This is a genomic window from Streptomyces sp. ISL-99, assembly GCF_018614005.1.
GTDB lineage: Bacteria > Actinomycetota > Actinomycetes > Streptomycetales > Streptomycetaceae > Streptomyces > Streptomyces flavidovirens.
In genome coordinates this window covers 1-18,537 of sequence record NZ_JAGGPC010000087.1, presented here as the reverse complement: position 1 = coordinate 18,537, position 18,537 = coordinate 1, and the positions used below count along the sequence as shown (strand labels likewise).

Below are 18,537 nucleotides of genomic sequence, written 5' to 3'. Positions count from 1 at the left end.
CGGAACGCGCGTGCGGGCTGGCATTCTGGGCGGCGCAGTAAGTCCGCCGTTCGACGCCGACTCAGGAGCTCCGACCGACGTGAGCAGCACCCCGGTCCCGCCGTACGGCCAGTCGCCGCTGAGCGTGGTCCAAGTCCTCGGCGGCGGCAGCGCGGGCAGCAGCGCGCACGTCAGGTCGCTCGCCGCGGGGCTGGTCGCGCATGGTCTGCGGGTGAGTGTCTGCGCCCCGGCGGGGCTTGAGGCGGCGTACGACTTCGGTGGTTCCGGGGCGCGCTTCGTCTCCGTACCCCGGCGCAGTGATCCTGCCGCCGTGGCGGCGCTGCGGGCGGCCTGTTCCGGGGCCGACCTTGTGCACGCCCACGGGCTGCACGCCGCCGTGCGGAGCGCGCTGGCGCTGCGGGGGCGGCGGATTGCGCTTGTTGTCACCTGGCACAGCCGGGCGGACGACGACGGTGCGCGCGGTCATGTGGTGCGCCTGCTGGAGCGGAGGGCTGCCAGGGCGGCCGCGGTGGTGCTGGGGACGTCGTCCGACCTCGTCGACCGGGCCCGCAGCCGAGGTGCGCGCGACGCGCGGCTCGCGCCGGTCAGCGTGCCCGCGCCGTGTCCGCCCGCGAACGTTCCCGAGAGCAAGGCACGTGCGGACCTCGGTGCCGTCGACCGGCCCTTGGTCATGGCCGTCGGGAGGCTCGTGCGGAACGGGGGGTACGGGGTCCTCCTTGACGCGGCCCGCGCCTGGCGCGATCTGGTGCCCACGCCGCTGCTGGTCATCGCCGGTGAGGGAAGCGAACGGGGCGCCCTTCAGCGGCGTATCGAGTCCGAGTCGCTGCCCGTGAAGCTCATTGGCCGCCGTGAGGACATCGGTGAGCTGCTCGCCGCCACCGACGTCGCGGTGCTCACCAGCCGGTGGGAGGGGCGGTCCGTGCTGGCCCAGGAGGCGCTGCGCGCCGGAGTACCGCTCGTCGCCACGGCGGTCGGCGGGGTGCCCGAGCTGGTCGGGGACGCGGCTGAGCTTGTTCCGTACGGGGACAGCGAGGCGCTCGCCAGTGTCGTTCTCCGGCTGCTGGGCGACCCGGCCAGGCGGCTGTGGCTGGCTGAGGCGGGCAAGGCGCAGGCCGCCACCTGGCCCACCGAGGACGAGACGGTGGCGCAGGTGCTGAGTGTGTACGACGAGCTGACCGGCTAGGGCCTGCCAGGCGTCGCGGCCCCGGCCTTGAGCCGCCGGACAGGCCCTAGGTGGTGTGGCGGCGGGCGCGCAGGGCGAGGCTCAGGGCCAGGACCGTCTGGGGGTCGTCCAGGTCCGTGCCGAGGAGCTCGGAGATGCGGGCCAGGCGGTTGTAGAGGGTCTGGCGGTTGAGGTGCAGCTCGCGGGCTGTTTCCGCCTTGCGTCCCGCGTGAGCGAGATACGTCTGCAAGGTGGGGAGCAGGGGCGGGCGGGACGTGCGGTCGTGGTCGCGGAGAGGGCCGATCGCCCGGTCCACGAAGGCCGCCAGGTCCGGGTGCTCGCGCAGGCGCCACAGGAGCAGGTCGATGTCGAGGCGCCGGGCGTCGTACCAGGGGCGGTCCGAGAGGCCCTGGGCCGCTGTGGCTGTTTCCGCCGCGTGGCGCAGGCCCGCCGATGCCGCCGTCCAGCCGCCGGCCACGCCGACGACCACTACGGGAGGGTGGGCGCCCGCCCGTTCCAGGCCTGCTCTTTCGACCCCGGCGCGCAGGGCCGCTGCCACGCGGTCGGCGACCGCCGTACGTTCTGATTCGGAGCGCAGGCCCAGGAGGAGGGGTACGCGGCCTTCCACGGGGCGTACGCCGAGGAGCACCGGTACGCCGACCGCCGAGAGCTCCTCCAGGACGGCCCGCGCCAGCACCGCCCAGTTGCCCGCAGGTGCCAGCTCGGCCGCCAGCCGCATCACGACGGGGAGCAGGGGGCCCTCGCCCGGCTTGAAGCCGAGCACCCTGGCCTGCGTGGGTGCGTCGTCGGCGGCGATGCGGCCCTCGGCGAGGTCGGTGAGGAAGTCGCCGCGGCCACGTGCGGCGAGTTCCTCTTCCTGGCGTGCCTGCATCAGGACCACCGCGAGGATTCCGGCCGCCCGCTCGGCTGCGATCCGGTGGACGGGAAGGAGTGGGGACGAGACCGCGAGGAGCGCGATCCTGGCCCGTACCGCCCCCGTGCCGTGGCCGCCGCCCGGCACGTCCACGAGCACGCCGTTCGCGGGCGGGCCCTCCTCGCGTGCCTCGCGCTGACCGCGCAGGCCCTCCCACACCTGGAGCGGGTCGGCGCACGCCTCGCCCAATTCGGGCGCGGCGGCGTACAGGAGCTGTCCGTCCGCCGTCTCCAGGAAGACCGGGTTGGCGGTGAAGTCCGCCAGGATGCCGAGGACCTGGGGAATTCCGCCGCCACCGAGCAGCGCCTCCGTACAGCGCCGGTGGACTTCCTCGGCGCGCCGCAGCAGGGTGTAGTGGCCGTTGACGATCTCGGTGTGGACCTCTTCGGTCACCGATACGAACGGCACCTCCCGGTGCAGCTGTACGAGCGGCAGCCCGGCCGCCCGCGCGGTCTCCACGATCGTCGAGGGGAGGCGGCTGAAGCGCGGGCCCAGTTCGACGACCAGGGCGGCGATGCCCCGGTCCGCGAGGCGGCGTACGAAAGCGCGCTGCTCGGCGGGGCGCGTACCGAGGCCGAGGCCGGTCGTCAGGAGCAGTTCGCCGCCCTTGAGCAGCGAGGCGATGTTCGGCACCTCACCGGCGTGCACCCAGCGCACCGTGCGGTTCAGCCGGTCGGCGCAGGCGACGACCTCGGGAAGCCCGCCGCGGAGCCCCGGCAGCTCCAGTGCCCGCTGCACGGTGATGCCGCCTTGCGTTTCCACTGCGATGTACCTCGTGACGTTGTTCCTGCCGTGCCCCGGGAAAGCACCGCATTCGGTGGACGCTACCCGCGTGGCCGTTCCAGGAACATCACCCTGCGGTTACGGGACAGATCTCGCGGCCCTCCGGCCCGACAACTCGTCGCTCCATCAACGCTTTTGAGTGACCCCGTGTCGATTGTGGTCTGCGTCACCCGGGCCAAGACTGTCGCCCCCGTACAAGAGAGAGGGCGCGGCATGTCTGACAAACCCGCACGTGAAGTCCAGCGGCTCAAGGCGAATTCCGTCGGACTCGTCGGTGTGGTCTTCATGGCGGTCGCGACCGCGGCGCCGATCACCGCGATGACCGGAAATCTCCCCATCGCCGTCGGCTTCGGCAACGGAACGGGCGCTCCCGCCGGCTATCTCTTCGCGACCCTCGTCCTGACCGTCTTCTCGGTCGGATACGTCGCCATGGCGAAGCGCATCACCGCCGCGGGCGCCTTCTACGGTTACATCTCGCACGGCCTCGGCCGCATCGCCGGCATGGCGTCCGGGATGCTCGCCGTCCTCGCGTACATCGTCTTCGAGGCGTCGATCGTCGGCATCTTCGCCTACTTCGGCCAGACGACCGTCGCCGACCAGCTCGGTGTCGACATTCCCTGGATCGTGTACGCCGCCGGGATGCTCGCCGTCACGGGCGTTCTCGCGTACTTCGACATCAACATCACCGCCAAGGCGCTCGGCGTCATGCTCGTCGCCGAGATCGCGGTGCTTTTCGCGGTGGCTACCGCCGTCCTGCTCGCGGGCGGCGGCCCCGACGGCATCCCCCTCGAACCCATCAACCCGGTCAACGCCTTCACCGGCACGTCGGCGGGGCTCGGTCTCTTCTTCGCCTTCTGGTCGTGGGTCGGCTTCGAGTCGACGGCCATGTACGGCGAGGAGTCCCGCGACCCGAAGCGTGTCATCCCCCGCGCGACCCTGATCTCGGTGGTCGGAGTGGGGCTCTTCTACATCTACGTCTCCTGGATGACGATCGCCGGAAACGGCCTGGACGGTTCGGTCAAGGTCTCGTCGTCCGCATCCCCGCTCGACCTCTTCTTCCATCCGACGCAGGCGTTCATCGGGGCGTGGGCTGTCGACGCGTTCCAGTGGCTGCTGCTCACGGGTTCGTTCGCCTGCGGCATGGCGTTCCACCAGTGCGCGTCGCGCTACCTGTACGCCATCGGCCGCGAGGGCTTCCTGCACCCGGCCCTCGGACGTACGCACCGCTCGCACGGTTCGCCGTACATCGCGTCGTACGTCCAGTCCGGCATCGCCACCCTGCTCGTGGCCGCGTTCTGGCTCGCCGGTGAGGACCCGTACGTCCATCTGTACACACTGCTGGCGATCCTCGGCACGATGGCGATCCTCATCGTCCAGACGCTCTGCTCGTTCGCGGTGATCGGCTACTTCCGCAAGAACCACCCGGAGGACCGGCACTGGTTCAAGACCTTCACCGCTCCGCTCCTCGGCGGCATCGGCATGATCGCCGTCGTCGTCCTGCTCGTGCTCAACATGGAGACCGCGGCCGGACTCGCCGCCGACTCCCTCTTCTTCAAGCTGATCCCGTGGATCGTCGGACTGGTCTTCTTCGGCGGCCTGGGACTCGGTTTCCATCTCAAGGCCAAGCAGCCCGACCGGTACGCCATCATCGGCCGCATCGTCCTCGAGGACGCGGTCGAGCGCACCGACGACAGCCAGCCCAGTCAGCCAGCCGCGACCGTCTGAGGAGCCTTCCCATGTCCCGTACGCACGTGATGCACGCACTGCGGCAGCTCGCCGCACAGCACGCAGCCGCCCGCAGGCTGCGCATGCCCGCCGCCGAGGTCCGCGGCTCCAGCCGCCGTGAACTCCTCGGCCGGGCCGCCGCGCTCGGCCTCGGTACGGTCCTGGCGGGCCCGGCGGTCACCGCCGCACAGGCGGCGCCCGTGAGGGCAGCCGTACAGGGCGCGGGGGCCCCCAGAGTCGCCGTGGTCGGCGCGGGCATAGCCGGCCTCACCGCCGCGCTGACCCTCGCGGACGCGGGCCTCGGCTGCACGCTCTACGAGGCGAACCCCGACCGGGTCGGCGGCCGCATGTGGACCCAGCGGGGCCACTGGGCGTACGGGCAGAGCTCCGAGATCGGCGGGGAGCTGATCGACACCAGCCACAAGAAGACCCTCGAACTGTGCCGCCGTTTCAGCCTGCCGACGGAGGACTTCCTGGGCGGTGGGCCCAACGGGGCGGAGGAGGTGCTCTGGTTCAACGGGACGTACTACCCGCGCGAGCAGGCCGACGAGGACTTCAAGGACGTCTTCCAGGCGCTCCACCGCGACCTCCAGGAAGCGGGCGAGGTGAAGTGGAACCAGAGCACCCCGGCCGGCACGGCTCTCGACAACATGTCGATCCATGAATGGATCGACTCCCGCGTGCCCGGCGGGCACTCCTCGCAGCTCGGACGCTTCATCGACGTTGCCTACAACGTCGAGTACGGCGTCGAGACGACCGAGCAGTCGGCCCTCGCGCTGGTGCTGCTGATGGGCTACCAGCCGAACCCGGGCCACTTCAACGTCTGGGGCCTGTCCAACGAGCGCTACCACATCACCGGCGGCAACGACCAGCTCCCGCGCGCCATCGCGAGGTGCCTGCCCGCCGGCACGATCCAGATGGGCAAACAGCTCACGGCGGTAAGGGCCAACGCCAATGGCACCCAGACCCTTACCTTCACCGACGCGGGAACGACCACGAGCGTCACCGCGGACCACACCATCCTGTGCGTTCCGCTGCCGGTCCTCCAGCGCCTCGACCTCTCGGCCGCCGGGTTCGATCCGCTCATGACGAACCTGGTGCGCGATGCCCGTATGGGGAACTGCACGAAGCTCAACATGCAGTTCTCGTCGCGTCCGTGGCGCGGCGAAGGCCCCTGGCCCGGCGTGTCGGCGGGCGACTGCTTCACCGACAGCGACGTACAGCAGACCTGGGACACCACCAAGATCCAGCCCGGGACCGGCGGCATCCTCATCCAGTACGGCAGCGGCCGGCTGGCCAAGGCGCTCACGCCGGGCACGCCCTTCGCCACCGAGTCGGACCCGTACGTACGGGATCTCGCCGCGCGCCGTTCCCGTGAAGTGGACGCGTTCTTCCCGGGAACGTCGAAGGCCTGGACCGGGAAGGCCCAGCTGTCCGCCTGGCACCGCAACCCGTACGCCCTCGGCGCGTACTCGTACTGGCCCATCGGCTATCTGCACCGGTACGCCGGCTACGAAGGCACCCCACAGGGGAACATCCACATCGGCGGTGAGCACTGCAGCTACGACTTCCAGGGATTCATGGAAGGCGGCGCGACCGAAGGGGAACGCGCCGCCCGCCAGGTGATCGGCAAGCTGGCCTAGACCGGCCCGCCGGCCCGGTCAGCCGCCGTACGCACCACTCGCCGTCAGCCGCAGTGCCGTGTCGATCAGCGGCACGTGGCTGAAGGCCTGCGGGAAGTTGCCGACCTGGCGCTGCAGCCTGGAGTCCCACTCCTCGGCGAGCAGCCCCAGGTCGTTCCGCAGCCCCAGCAGCTTCTCGAAAAGCTTTCGCGCCTCGTCGACCCGCCCGATCATCGCCAGGTCGTCGGCGAGCCAGAACGAGCACGCCAGGAACGCGCCCTCGTCGCCCTCCAGGCCGTCCAGGCCCGCGTCCTCACCCTTGGTCGGGTAGCGCAGTACGAAACCGTCCTCCGTGGACAGTTCGCGCTGGATCGCCTCGATCGTGCCGATGACCCGCTTGTCGTCGGGCGGCAGGAAACCCATCTGCGGAATGAGCAGCAGAGAGGCGTCCAGCTCCTGCGACCCGTACGACTGCGTGAAGGTGTTGCGCTCCGGGTCGTAGCCCTTCTCGCACACGTCGCGGTGGATCTCGTCGCGCAGCTCGCGCCACTTCTCGACCGGGCCGTCCGCGTCGCCCATCTCGATCAGCTTGATCGTCCGGTCGACGGCGACCCAGGCCATCACCTTGGAGTGCACGAAGTGGCGGCGCGGCCCGCGCACCTCCCAGATGCCCTCGTCCTTCTCGTTCCAGTGGTCTTCCAGGTAGCGGATCAGCTTGAGCTGGAGCAGCGAGGCGTAGTCGTTGCGCGTCAGACCCGTCATGTGGGCCAGGTGCAGCGCCTCCGTGACCTCGCCGTAGACGTCGAGCTGCAGCTGGTGCGCCGCGCCGTTCCCGACCCGTACCGGAGTCGAATTCTCGTAGCCCGGCAGCCAGTCCAGCTCCGCCTCGCCCAGCTCGCGCTCGCCCGCGATCCCGTACATGATCTGGAGGTTCTCCGGGTCGCCCGCGACCGCGCGCAGCAGCCACTCGCGCCAGGCGCGCGCCTCTTCGCGGTAGCCGGTGCGCAGCAGCGACGACAGGGTGATCGCTGCGTCGCGCAGCCAGGTGTAGCGGTAGTCCCAGTTGCGTACGCCGCCGATCTCCTCCGGCAGTGACGTCGTCGGCGCGGCGACGATGCCGCCGGTCGGGGCGTACGTCAGCGCCTTGAGGGTGATCAGGGAGCGGACCACGGCCTCGCGGTAGGGCCCGTGGTACGTGCACTGCTCGACCCAGTCGCTCCAGAACTCGGCGGTCGCCTCCAGCGAGGCCTCGGGCTCCGGCAGCGGCGGCTCCTCCTTGTGCGAGGGCTGCCAGCTGATGGTGAAGGCGATCCGCTCTCCGGGCGCGACGACGAAATCGGAGTACGTCGTGAGGTCCTTGCCGTGCGTCTCGACGTCGGCGTCGAGCCACACCGAGTCGGGACCGGCGACGGCGACCGTGCGCGTGTCGACCTTGTGGACCCAGGGCACCACACGGCCGTAACTGAAACGCATCCGCAGCGCGGAGCGCATGCGCACCCGGCCGCTGACGCCCTCGACGATCCGGATCACCTGGGGGGCGCCGTCGCGCGGCGGCATGAAATCGGTCACCCTGACCGTGCCGCGCGGGGTGTCCCACTCGGATTCGAGGATCAGGGAGTCCCCGCGGTAGCGGCGGCGGGTGGCCGCCGGTGGCCCGGCGTCGGCCGCGTGCGCGGGCCCGATCCGCCAGAACCCGTGTTCCTCGGTGCCGAGCAGCCCGGCGAAAATGGCGTGTGAGTCGAAGCGGGGAAGGCACAGCCAGTCGATCGTGCCGTCCCTGCAGACCAGTGCCGCTGTCTGCATGTCTCCGATAAGTGCGTAGTCCTCGATGCGCCCGGCCACGTTGCAATCTCCAGTCGAACGGCCACGTTCGCCCCATTGGGGCACTTGCGGTCAGGGGATTTCCGACGAGCTCTTGGTCCCGGGAGCGGGCGGGGATGGTGCCTTCGCCGGCCGGCTCGCAGCGATGTATCCGAGCAGGATACGTCGCAGCCAAGTGCTCTGCGCGACGGTACCGGCAACACGAGTCGGCCGAACGGCCGAGCTAGGGGTGAGTTGTGGGTGAGTTGTGGGCGGGCTTCGGGTGCGCGGCGGCCGACGGTGACGCGTTGTGCGGCGGGAGACGCGGCGCGTGGCCGGAAGCGGCCTCCTTCCGTCGCTGATACCCTGGTACCCCGTGGACCGGTGGCCAGTCTGTGACGATCAGACACCCCGAAACCGCAGCGACGACGCCACCCGGATTCCGGGCCGGCGGCCGGTACGCACCTCACTACGCGACCACGGGAGCCCCCTCTTGGCGATGCCGCCCAAATCCATGACGACCAAGCACATCTTCGTCACCGGGGGTGTCGCCTCCTCCCTCGGTAAGGGCCTGACGGCCTCCAGCCTGGGTGCGCTGCTCAAGGCGCGGGGCCTGCGGGTCACGATGCAGAAGCTCGACCCGTACCTGAACGTCGACCCCGGCACGATGAACCCCTTCCAGCACGGCGAGGTGTTCGTCACCAACGACGGCGCCGAGACCGACCTGGACATCGGCCACTACGAGCGCTTCCTCGACGTCGACCTCGACGGCTCGGCCAACGTCACCACCGGCCAGGTCTACTCGCAGGTGATCGCCAAGGAGCGGCGCGGCGAGTACCTCGGTGACACCGTGCAGGTCATTCCGCACATCACCAATGAGATCAAGCACCGCATCCGGCGCATGGCGACCGACGACGTCGACGTCGTCATCACCGAGGTCGGCGGCACGGTCGGCGACATCGAGTCGCTGCCGTTCCTGGAGACCGTCCGCCAGGTCCGCCACGAGGTGGGCCGCGACAACGTCTTCGTCGTACACATCTCGCTGCTCCCCTACATCGGCCCGTCCGGTGAGCTGAAGACCAAGCCGACCCAGCACTCGGTCTCGGCGCTGCGCAGCATCGGTATCCAGCCGGACGCCATCGTGCTGCGCGCCGACCGCGAGGTGCCGCTGTCCATCAAGCGCAAGATCTCGCTGATGTGCGACGTCGACGAGGGTGCGGTGGTCGCCGCGATCGACGCGAAGTCGATCTACGACATCCCGAAGGTGCTGCACACCGAGGGTCTTGACGCGTACGTCGTCCGGAAGCTGGACCTGCCGTTCCGCGATGTGAACTGGACCCAGTGGGAGGACCTGCTGGACCGCGTCCACAACCCCGACCACGAGGTCACCGTCGCGCTCGTCGGCAAGTACATCGACCTGCCCGACGCGTACCTGTCGGTGACCGAGGCCATGCGCGCCGGCGGTTTCGCCAACAAGGCCCGCGTCAAGGTCAAGTGGGTCACCTCCGACGACTGCAAGACGCAGGCGGGCGCCCAGAAGCAGCTCGGTGACGTCGACGCGATCGTCATCCCGGGCGGCTTCGGCGAGCGCGGCGTCAACGGCAAGGTCGGCGCCATCCAGTACGCCCGCGAGAACAAGATCCCGCTGCTGGGCCTGTGCCTCGGCCTCCAGTGCATCGTCGTCGAGGCCGCGCGCAACCTGGCCGGCATCGAGGACGCCAACTCCACCGAGTTCGACGCGGCGACCGCCCACCCGGTGATCTCCACCATGGAGGAGCAGCTCGCGTACGTCGAAGGGGCGGGCGACCTGGGCGGCACCATGCGCCTCGGCCTCTACCCGGCGAAGCTCGCCGAGGGCTCGATCGTGCGTGAGGTCTACGGCGATCAGCCGTACGTCGACGAGCGCCACCGCCACCGCTACGAGGTGAACAACGCCTACCGCGCGGAGCTGGAGAAGAAGACGGGCATCGTCTTCTCCGGCACGTCCCCGGACAACAAGCTCGTCGAGTACGTCGAGTACCCGCGCGAGGTGCACCCCTACCTCGTCGCCACCCAGGCGCACCCGGAGCTCCGCTCCCGCCCGACCCGCCCGCACCCGCTCTTCGCGGGCCTGGTCAAGGCCGCTGTCGAGCGCAAGACCGGCTCGGCCGGCAAGTAGTCGCAGGAGATACGGTTGCCGGGGTACGGGCCTTTTGGGCCGGTACCCCGGTTTTCTGCTTTCTGCTTTGGGAGGACGCTTTCATGGCCATCAAGGACACCCCCGAGGAGTGGCAGGTCACCGCGACCGCGGTTCCCTTCACGGGCAACAAGACGAGTGTCCGCACCGACGACGTGGTCATGCCCGACGGCAGCGTGGTACGTCGCGACTACCAGGTGCACCCCGGCTCCGTAGCGGTCCTGGCCCTCGACGAGAACGACCGTGTCCTGGTCATCCGCCAGTACCGCCACCCCGTGCGGCACCGGCTCTGGGAGATCCCGGCCGGCCTGCTCGACGTACCCGGTGAGAATCCGCTGAGCGCCGCGGTGCGGGAGCTGTACGAGGAGGCGCACGTCAAGGCCGAGGACTGGCGGGTGCTGGCCGACGTCTACCCGACGCCGGGCGGCTGTGACGAGGCCGTACGCATCTTCTTCGCCCGCGATCTCTCCGACGTCGAGGGCGAGCGCTTCGAGGTCGAGGAGGAAGAGGCGGACATGGAGCACGCGCGGGTCCCGCTCCAGGAACTCGTGCGGGGCGTGCTCGCCGGGGAACTGCACAACACCTGCCTGGCGGTGGGCGTCCTGGCGCTGACCGCCGCGCTCGCGGGCGACGGGATCGACGCCCTGCGTCCGGCCGACGCGCCATGGCCGGCGCGCCCGTTCGAGGCCTGACAGTCGTCTGAAAATCCGCTGATCCGATTGGGTGACCCGCCCGCCGCGCTCCGCACGGTTCGTAGCAGAGCGTGAACTACGCTCGAAGCGCCCGACCGCAGTCGCGGGCGGGTTTGTGCGCAGGCGGACGGGAGCGTGGCCCGTGACGGATCAGGCGGTGGACACCAGCGGCATGGCGGCGGGTTCCGCGGCAGGGCGGACAACGGGCGAGTTCTTCGGCAGAGCGCGTGAGTTGAAGGAGTTGCGCGACGACATCGAGCGGGCGGGCCTCGACACCCTCGCCGGCCGCAAGACGCCCAGGGCCCGCGTGCTGCTGATCGCGGGACGCCCGGGCTCGGGCCGCACCGCCCTCGCCGCCGAACTCGCCGCGAGCCTCGCCGGTGACTACCCCGACGGCACGCTCCGCGCCCGGCTGACCGACCCCGACGGCGAGCGCGTACCCACCGAGCGCACCGCCCGCGCGCTGCTCGACGACCTCGCGGTCCCGGTCCCGCCGGGGGCCGGTGACGACGAGCTGTCCGAGCTGGTCCGCGAGGCACTGTCCGTACGCCGTCTCCTGCTGGTCCTCGACGACGCCGCCGACGCGCAACAGGTCGATCCGCTGCTGCCCGACAACCCGGACTGCCTGGTCGTGGCCACCGCCCGGGGCCCGCTCACCGGCATCCCCGGCGTGCGGCCCTGCACCATCGGCGGCCTGGACACCGGATCCGCCGTCGAACTGCTCGGCCGCTCCACCGGGGCGGTCAGGATCACCGTCGACCCGACGGCGGCCGAATCGCTCGTCGAGGCGTGCGGGGGACAGCCCGCCGCGCTGGCGATGATCGGCGGCTGGCTCGCCGCCAGCCCCAAGGCGTCGGTCGCCGATGTGACGAAGCGGCTGCACGACATTCCCGTCGACCCAAGGCAGCCCACCGGAGCCAGGCCGCTCGCCCGCGCTTTCCGGTTCGTGTACGAGTCGCTGCCGCAGCCCACGGCGCGGATGCTGCGCCTGCTCTCCCTCGCGCCCGCCGGTTTCGTGGACGCGCACACCGCGTCCGCCCTGGCCGGCTGCTCCGTCTCCGGAGCCCAGACGGCACTGGACGACTTCACGGCGCTGGGCCTGCTGCGCCGGGTGGACGGCCGGCAGTACGAGGTGCCCGGCTGCCTCGCGCCCATGATGAAGGCGCTGATGGAGGACCGGGACCGGCCCGCCGAGGTGCAGCTGGCCCGGGCCCGGATGCTGGAGCGGACCGTACGGCAGCTCCAGTCCTGCTGGGCGATCACCGAGCCCGACGGGTCCGCGGCACGCAAGAAGCTGGCGGGACTGCCGCGCGCGCTGCGCTTTCCGAATGTCCCGGCCGCCGGCGAATGGCTGCGGATCCGGCAGCCCGCGCTCCTCGCCTCGGCCCGGATCGCGGTCGAGGACGGCGAGCTCGACACCCTGGCGAGGCGGCTGGTGGCCGCGCTGGTACGGGCGCTGGCGGCACACCGGGGCACCGAAGCGGCGGCTCCCGAGCTGTACGGGCTGCACCGGCTCGTACTCGACGTGGCCGAGCGGTGCGGTCTGCACCGCGAGAAGGCCGCCGCGCTGCTGAATCTCGCGGATCTGGACGCGCGGACGGGGCGTACGCAGGAGGCGCTGACGCGCTACCGGGCGGCGCTGGACGCCGGCCGGGCAGCCGGTGACCCGTACGCGACAGGCCGGGCGATGGAATCCGTAGGCGGCACATATCAGGAACTGGGCGACTGGCAGCGCGCCTCCGACTGGTACGGCCGGGCGCTGGAACAGCGGCTGACGCGCGGCGAACGCGCGGACGCGGCGCGGCTGTACGGGCGGCTCGGGGCCGTACACACCTATGCGGGGCGTTACGGCGAGGCACTGCGCAACTGGCGGGCCTCGGCGGCGGGGCACCGCAGGGTCGGTGATCTGCCGGGCCACGCAAGGGCGTTGAGCGAAGTGGCCAGGGTGCAGGAGTACGCGGGGCGGCCCGAGGAATCGCTGCGCACCTGCCGGGAGGCCGTGGAATGGGCACGGCAGGCCGAGGACGTACGGCTGCACGCGGCGCTGGAGTTGCGGCTCGCGGACACGCTCGACCGGCTGGGGGACCCGGCGGCGGCCCGGCTGCACCGGAACGCTGCGGAGAGACTGCTGGGAGATGAGGGTTCTGCCTACGAAATCCGCAGTACTTCGACGAGAGATTGATGCTTTATAAGGCTAGACAGCTGGAAATCCTTCATTAGACTGGCTCTGCCGCGTCATGCTGCGGTGTTTCCCGGGTGTGCCGTGTGTACCTGGGTATGTATGGCATTGACCCATTTATTCCCCCTGAGCCAAGGACCGTGATCGACGTGAAGGTCGGCATCCCCCGCGAGGTCAAGAACAACGAGTTCCGGGTGGCCATCACCCCCGCAGGCGTGCACGAGCTGGTACGCCACGGCCACCAGGTCTTCGTCGAGCAGAACGCCGGCGCCGGATCTTCGATCACGGACGGTGAGTACGTCGCCGCCGGTGCGCAGATCCTGGCCACCGCCGATGAGGTCTGGGCCACCGCTGACCTGCTGCTGAAGGTCAAGGAGCCCATCGCCGAGGAGTACCACCGCCTCCGCAAGGACCAGACGCTCTTCACCTACCTGCACCTCGCCGCTTCCCGCGAGTGCACGGACGCCCTGCTGGAGTCCGGCACCACGGCCATCGCGTACGAGACGGTGGAGACCGCGAACCGCGCCCTGCCGCTGCTCGCCCCGATGTCCGAGGTCGCGGGCCGGCTGGCTCCGCAGGTCGGCGCGTACCACCTGATGCGCTCGGTCGGCGGCCGCGGTGTGCTGCCGGGCGGCGTCCCGGGTACGGCGGCCGGCGAGGCCGTCGTCATCGGCGGCGGCGTCTCCGGCTGGAACGCCACGCAGATCGCCGTCGGCATGGGCTTCCACGTGACCCTGCTCGACCGTGACATCAACAAGCTGCGCGAGGCCGACAAGGTCTTCGGCACCAAGGTGAAGACGATCGTCTCCAACGCCTTCGAGCTGGAGAAGGCCGTCGTCGAGGCCGACCTCGTCATCGGCGCGGTCCTGATCCCCGGCGCCAAGGCCCCGAAGCTCGTCACCAACGAGCTCGTCGCCAAGATGAAGCCCGGAAGTGTTCTTGTCGACATTGCGATCGACCAGGGCGGCTGCTTCGAGGACTCGCACCCGACGACGCACGCCGAGCCGACGTTCAACGTCCACAACTCGGTCTTCTACTGCGTCGCGAACATGCCGGGCGCCGTTCCCAACACCTCGACGTACGCGCTGACGAACGCCACGCTGCCGTACATCGTCGAGCTCGCGAACCGCGGCTGGGTCGAGGCGCTGCGCCGCGACGCCGCCCTCGCCAAGGGCCTCAACACCCATGACGGCCAGGTTGTTTACCGCGAGGTCGCCGAGGCTCACGAACTGCCGCACGTCGAACTGGGTACGCTTCTCGGCTGACGCGTCAACGAAAGTCGTCAACCTCACGCAACCGGCCGGACCTTGTCGACCAAGGTCCGGCCGGACGCGTGTCCGCCCCCTTGGGCGGACTCGTTCAACTCGCCGCGAACGTAACCCTTTAACCGTTTCGCGACCCCACGAAACGCGCGGTCCGTGCCTCGCTTCCGCCCCCGCGCACCCTTGACACAGGGGTGTTCCATTGCCGACACATCGGGCCGGGTCCGGCGGATTGTGTTGCTGCGGACCGGTGACACGCCATAGAGTCGCCAACCGTCGGCATGGTGCCACGCTGACCTATCGATAAGTTTCCTGGTCACGTCCAAGGAGGTAAGACGACTTGTGAATGAGTCGACATTTACTCCCGGGGGTGGTCAACCAGGAATGCCTGCACGGGGCCAGGGCCCATCGGGGCTCCAGGCTGTCGGCTCCGTCGCTGTCCGCACCTTCGCCACCCATCAGCACATGACGACAGCCCACCAGAGCATGGACGGCCTACACGTGAACGCCATGGCCGGCGACCAGAGTGGGGACAAGTCCACCACCCGCTTCGCCGACTTCGACGAGGTGCCCGAGGGGCACTTCTACGATCCCGATGCCGAGTACGAGCCCGACCCCGAGTACGCGGCCACCCTCGCCCCCGACGCTGCCCGCCAGCGCCGCGAGCGGATCGGCCCGACCGGACGGCCGCTGCCGTACTTCCCGATCCCGGGCCCGCTCACCGATCACGGCCCCGCGAAGATCATCGCCATGTGCAACCAGAAGGGCGGCGTCGGCAAGACGACGTCGACCATCAATCTGGGTGCGGCCCTCGCGGAGTACGGACGACGGGTCCTGCTCGTCGACTTCGACCCGCAGGGAGCCCTGTCGGTCGGCCTCGGCGTGAACCCGATGGAGCTCGACCTCACGGTCTACAACCTGCTCATGGAGCGGGGCATGGCGGCCGACGAGGTCCTCCTGAAGACCGCGGTGCCCAACATGGACCTGCTGCCGAGCAATATCGACTTGTCGGCGGCCGAGGTTCAGCTGGTCAGTGAGGTCGCGCGCGAGTCGACCCTTCAGCGGGCGCTCAAGCCGCTGATGGCCGACTACGACTACATCGTGATCGACTGTCAGCCTTCGCTCGGCCTGCTCACCGTGAACGCCCTGACGGCGGCTCACAAGGTCATAGTGCCGCTCGAGTGCGAGTTCTTCGCGCTGCGCGGTGTGGCTCTGCTGACCGAGACGATCGAGAAGGTCCAGGAGCGGCTCAACCCCGACCTGGAGCTCGACGGCATCCTCGCCACGATGTACGACTCCCGTACGGTGCACAGCCGCGAGGTGCTGGCGAGGGTCGTCGAGGCCTTCGACGAGCACGTCTACCACACGGTGATCGGGCGTACCGTCCGCTTCCCGGAGACCACGGTCGCCGGTGAGCCGATCACGACGTACGCCTCCAACTCGGTCGGTGCGGCCGCCTATCGCCAGCTCGCCAGGGAGGTGCTCGCCCGGTGTCACGCCGAGTGAGTCTGCCGGGGGCCGACGAACTGTTCCGCACGACCGGGGGAATGGCGCTGCAGTCGTCGTCCCCGCGGCGCCCGCCCGTCAACGGCGAGGCGCGGGTACCGGGGCCGGCGACGGAGAGCGACTCCGGGGCGGCGGCCGAGCAGTCCGAGGGCGCGCCGGCCGCCGGTTCCGCCGACGGCCGTGAGGACACGGAACACGCCGCCGCCGACGCGGAGGCGGCCGGGCATCGCAGCCGGGCCGTGGAGGGCGACCAGGCGGCCGCTGCCGCCGCGAATGCCCGCCGGGCGCCCGAGGGGCAGTCCTCCGCCCAGTCGGCCGCCCAGCAGCGTCCTGCGGGCTCTGCCGGTCCTGCCACGGGGGCGCAGCCGCGGCGCCGCGGCACGCGCGGGGCGAACCGTCGGCCCAGCGGCCGCGAGCGCCACGACGAGAAGATCACGGTCTACGTCTCGGCCGAGGAACTGATGGACCTGGAGCACGCGCGCCTGGTGCTGCGCGGCGAGCACGGGCTCGCCGTGGACCGGGGCCGGATCGTACGGGAGGCGGTTGCCGTCGTACTCGCGGACCTGGAGTCACGCGGCGACGCGAGCATCCTCGTACGGCGCCTGCGCGGGCGCTGACCGGACGGGGGGTAGCCTGCGCTGCCCCTGCCCTTGTTCCCCGCCCCCTGGACCACCGCCATGCCACCGCGCCCTGACGACTCCGCCGCCGCCCCTCGCCGTCGCCTGGGGCGCGGGCCGGGGGTGCCGGCGCCGGCCGATGAGGGCGCCGGTGCGAAGGGCGTTGCCGCGCCGGCCGGCTCGGGCGCCGAGACCGCCCCCGAACCGGCGCCGGAACGCGCGCCGGTGACCGGGGCGGGCGGTCTTTCCCCCACTCCACCCGTTCCCCAGACCGCGGGCAGGCCCCCGGACCCCCAGGACGCAGGCTCCTTCGGAGCGGCGCCTGTGCCGCCGACGGCTCCGGGCGTGGCCCCGGGCCGGTCGGCCGTCCACGACGACGGGGTTCCGCAGGGCGGAGCCGAGGTGGCGGACGGGCGGTTCACCGTTCGGCTGGTGAACTTCGAAGGGCCGTTCGATCTGCTGCTTCAGCTCATCTCGAAGCACAAGCTCGACGTCACCGAGGTCGCCCTCTCGAAGGTCACCGACGAGTTCATGGCGCACATCCGCGCCATGGGGCCCGACTGGGATCTCGACCAGACCACCGAGTTCCTGGTGGTGGCCGCCACCCTCCTCGACCTCAAGGCCGCGCGGCTGCTGCCCGCCGCCGAGGTCGAGGACGAGGCGGACCTCGCGCTGCTGGAGGCGCGGGACCTGCTGTTCGCGCGGCTGCTGCAGTACCGCGCGTACAAGCGGATCGCCGACATCTTCAGCGAGCGGCTGGACGCCGAAGCCCGGCGGTACCCGCGTACGGTCGGACTGGAGCCGCACCACGCGGCGCTGCTGCCCGAGGTCGTTATCAGCATCGGCCCGGACGGCTTCGCCGGGCTCGCCGTGAAGGCCATGCAGCCCAGGGCCGAGCCGCAGGTGTACGTCGATCACATCCATGCGCCTCTCGTGTCCGTACGGGAACAGGCCGAGGTGGTCGTCGCGCGGCTGCGGGAGGCGGGAGAGGCGACTTTCCAGGTGCTGACCGAGGACGCCCCGGACACGCTGACCGTCGTCGCGCGCTTCCTGGCGCTGCTCGAGCTCTACCGGGAGAAGGCCGTGGTGCTGGACCAGGAGGAGGCCCTCGGGGAGCTCGTGGTGCGGTGGACCGGCGGAGAAGCCGCGCAGCCCGTGGTCACGGACGAATTCGATCAAGTGGTGGAGGAGGAGACAGCATGAGTGAGTCCCCCGCGGTCGCGGACCTCGGCCTCAAGCCCGCCCTGGAGGCGGTCCTCATGGTCGTCGACGAGCCCGCCACCGAGGAACACCTCGCGAAGGTGCTTCAGCGCCCCCGCAGAGCCGTCGCGGACGCGCTGCGGGAGCTGGCCGACGAGTACGCCGTACAAGGGCGTGGATTCGAGCTCAGACCGGTCGCCGGGGGGTGGCGCTTCTACACGCGGCCCGAGTACGCGGCGGCGGTCGAGAGCTTCGTACTGGACGGCCAGCAGGCCCGTCTCACCCAGGCCGCCCTGGAAACGCTGGCGGTCGTCGCGTACCGCCAGCCGGTCAGCAGGTCACGGGTCTCGGCCGTACGTGGCGTGAACTGCGACGGCGTGATGCGGACCCTGCTCCAGCGCGGGCTGGTGGGGGAGGCGGGCACGGAACCCGAAACAGGTGCGATCCTGTACAGGACGACGAACTACTTTCTGGAGCGGATGGGCCTGCGTGGCCTGGACGAGCTCCCGCAGCTCGCGCCATTCCTCCCGGAGGCGGACGCGATCGAGGCTGAGACGCTAGAGGGTGTGCCGTCGTTCGATGCGGACGCCCCGTACGCCTCGGACACAAACGCAGACGACAAGACGGAATTTTGATGCGAAGCAGCAGCGGCAGGAACAGCGGAAGCGGTAACGACCGGAATCAGCGGGGCGCGGGCAAGGGGCGCGACGACAAGCAGAAGCGCTCCGACCGCCCGGACCGTCCCCGTCCGGAGGAGCGCCGTTACGACGTCGGCCGTGACGCCCCCGGCGCCCGCGACGGCGGTGGCGCGGGCGCGGGACGCGGTGGCAGCGGCGCCGGTCGTGGTGGCAGCGGCGCGGGCCGTGGCGGAGCCCCCGC

Annotated in this window: 13 protein-coding genes and 1 pseudogene; 12 read left to right on the top strand and 2 right to left on the bottom strand. The window is 70.7% G+C overall.

The genetic code is table 11. From position 1 onward, the window contains the following. Positions 1-79 precede the first annotated feature (79 nt). The gene (locus tag J7E91_RS34105; protein WP_214911095.1) at positions 80-1,183 is read left to right on the top strand and encodes a glycosyltransferase family 4 protein; all 1,104 of its coding nucleotides are present in this window, start codon (positions 80-82) and stop codon (positions 1,181-1,183) included. 46 nt (positions 1,184-1,229) lie between these two features. On the opposite strand, the gene J7E91_RS34100 is transcribed toward J7E91_RS34105, so the two are convergent. Next, positions 1,230-2,858: a PucR family transcriptional regulator gene (locus J7E91_RS34100; protein WP_214911093.1), complete on the bottom strand. Its 1,629-nt coding sequence runs from the start codon at positions 2,856-2,858 to the stop codon at positions 1,230-1,232. A 234-nt stretch (positions 2,859-3,092) separates the two neighbouring features. Between J7E91_RS34100 and J7E91_RS34095 the strand changes: the two genes are divergently transcribed. Both J7E91_RS34095 and J7E91_RS34090 read left to right on the top strand, forming a co-directional pair. After that, positions 3,093-4,604 (top strand): APC family permease, encoded by a 1,512-nt coding sequence (locus J7E91_RS34095; RefSeq protein ID WP_214911091.1) that lies wholly within the window; start codon positions 3,093-3,095, stop codon positions 4,602-4,604. Between the two features lie 11 nt (positions 4,605-4,615). Then, complete coding sequence (locus J7E91_RS34090) at positions 4,616-6,247, top strand: NAD(P)/FAD-dependent oxidoreductase (protein WP_214911090.1); 1,632 nt, start codon at positions 4,616-4,618, stop codon at positions 6,245-6,247. Positions 6,248-6,265: 18 nt separating this feature from the next. Here the strand turns inward: J7E91_RS34090 and J7E91_RS34085 are convergent, their stop codons facing one another. Then, positions 6,266-8,068, bottom strand: a complete 1,803-nt coding sequence (locus J7E91_RS34085; protein ID WP_214911088.1) for a glycoside hydrolase family 15 protein — start codon at positions 8,066-8,068, stop codon at positions 6,266-6,268. Between the two features lie 457 nt (positions 8,069-8,525). Between J7E91_RS34085 and J7E91_RS34080 the strand changes: the two genes are divergently transcribed. From J7E91_RS34080 to J7E91_RS36575, 9 genes and pseudogenes are all read left to right on the top strand, one after another. Then, positions 8,526-10,184, top strand: coding sequence for a CTP synthase (locus J7E91_RS34080; RefSeq protein ID WP_214911086.1), 1,659 nt, complete (start codon positions 8,526-8,528; stop codon positions 10,182-10,184). A gap of 83 nt (positions 10,185-10,267) precedes the next feature. Then, a complete protein-coding gene (locus J7E91_RS34075) occupies positions 10,268-10,894 on the top strand; it encodes an NUDIX domain-containing protein (protein ID WP_214911084.1) in 627 nt (208 codons plus the stop codon). A gap of 142 nt (positions 10,895-11,036) precedes the next feature. Continuing rightward, positions 11,037-13,076: a tetratricopeptide repeat protein gene (locus tag J7E91_RS34070; RefSeq protein ID WP_214911082.1), complete on the top strand. Its 2,040-nt coding sequence runs from the start codon at positions 11,037-11,039 to the stop codon at positions 13,074-13,076. Between the two features lie 146 nt (positions 13,077-13,222). Beyond that, positions 13,223-14,338 (top strand): alanine dehydrogenase, encoded by a 1,116-nt coding sequence (gene ald / locus J7E91_RS34065; RefSeq protein ID WP_028815605.1) that lies wholly within the window; start codon positions 13,223-13,225, stop codon positions 14,336-14,338. Between the two features lie 381 nt (positions 14,339-14,719). Next, complete coding sequence (locus tag J7E91_RS34060) at positions 14,720-15,841, top strand: ParA family protein (protein WP_214911080.1); 1,122 nt, start codon at positions 14,720-14,722, stop codon at positions 15,839-15,841. Then, positions 15,826-16,458, top strand: coding sequence for a hypothetical protein (locus J7E91_RS34055; RefSeq protein WP_308377550.1), 633 nt, complete (start codon positions 15,826-15,828; stop codon positions 16,456-16,458). Before J7E91_RS34060 ends, J7E91_RS34055 begins: the two co-directional genes overlap by 16 nt. Positions 16,459-16,518: 60 nt before the next feature. Further along, complete coding sequence (locus tag J7E91_RS34050) at positions 16,519-17,661, top strand: ScpA family protein (RefSeq protein ID WP_214911078.1); 1,143 nt, start codon at positions 16,519-16,521, stop codon at positions 17,659-17,661. Then, positions 17,658-18,293: an SMC-Scp complex subunit ScpB gene (gene scpB, locus J7E91_RS34045; protein WP_214911075.1), complete on the top strand. Its 636-nt coding sequence runs from the start codon at positions 17,658-17,660 to the stop codon at positions 18,291-18,293. The genes J7E91_RS34050 and scpB overlap by 4 nt, the downstream gene beginning before the upstream one ends. After that, positions 18,293-18,537, top strand: a pseudogene (locus J7E91_RS36575) (pseudouridine synthase); the annotation flags it as partial. The gene scpB and the pseudogene J7E91_RS36575, both read left to right, overlap by 1 nt.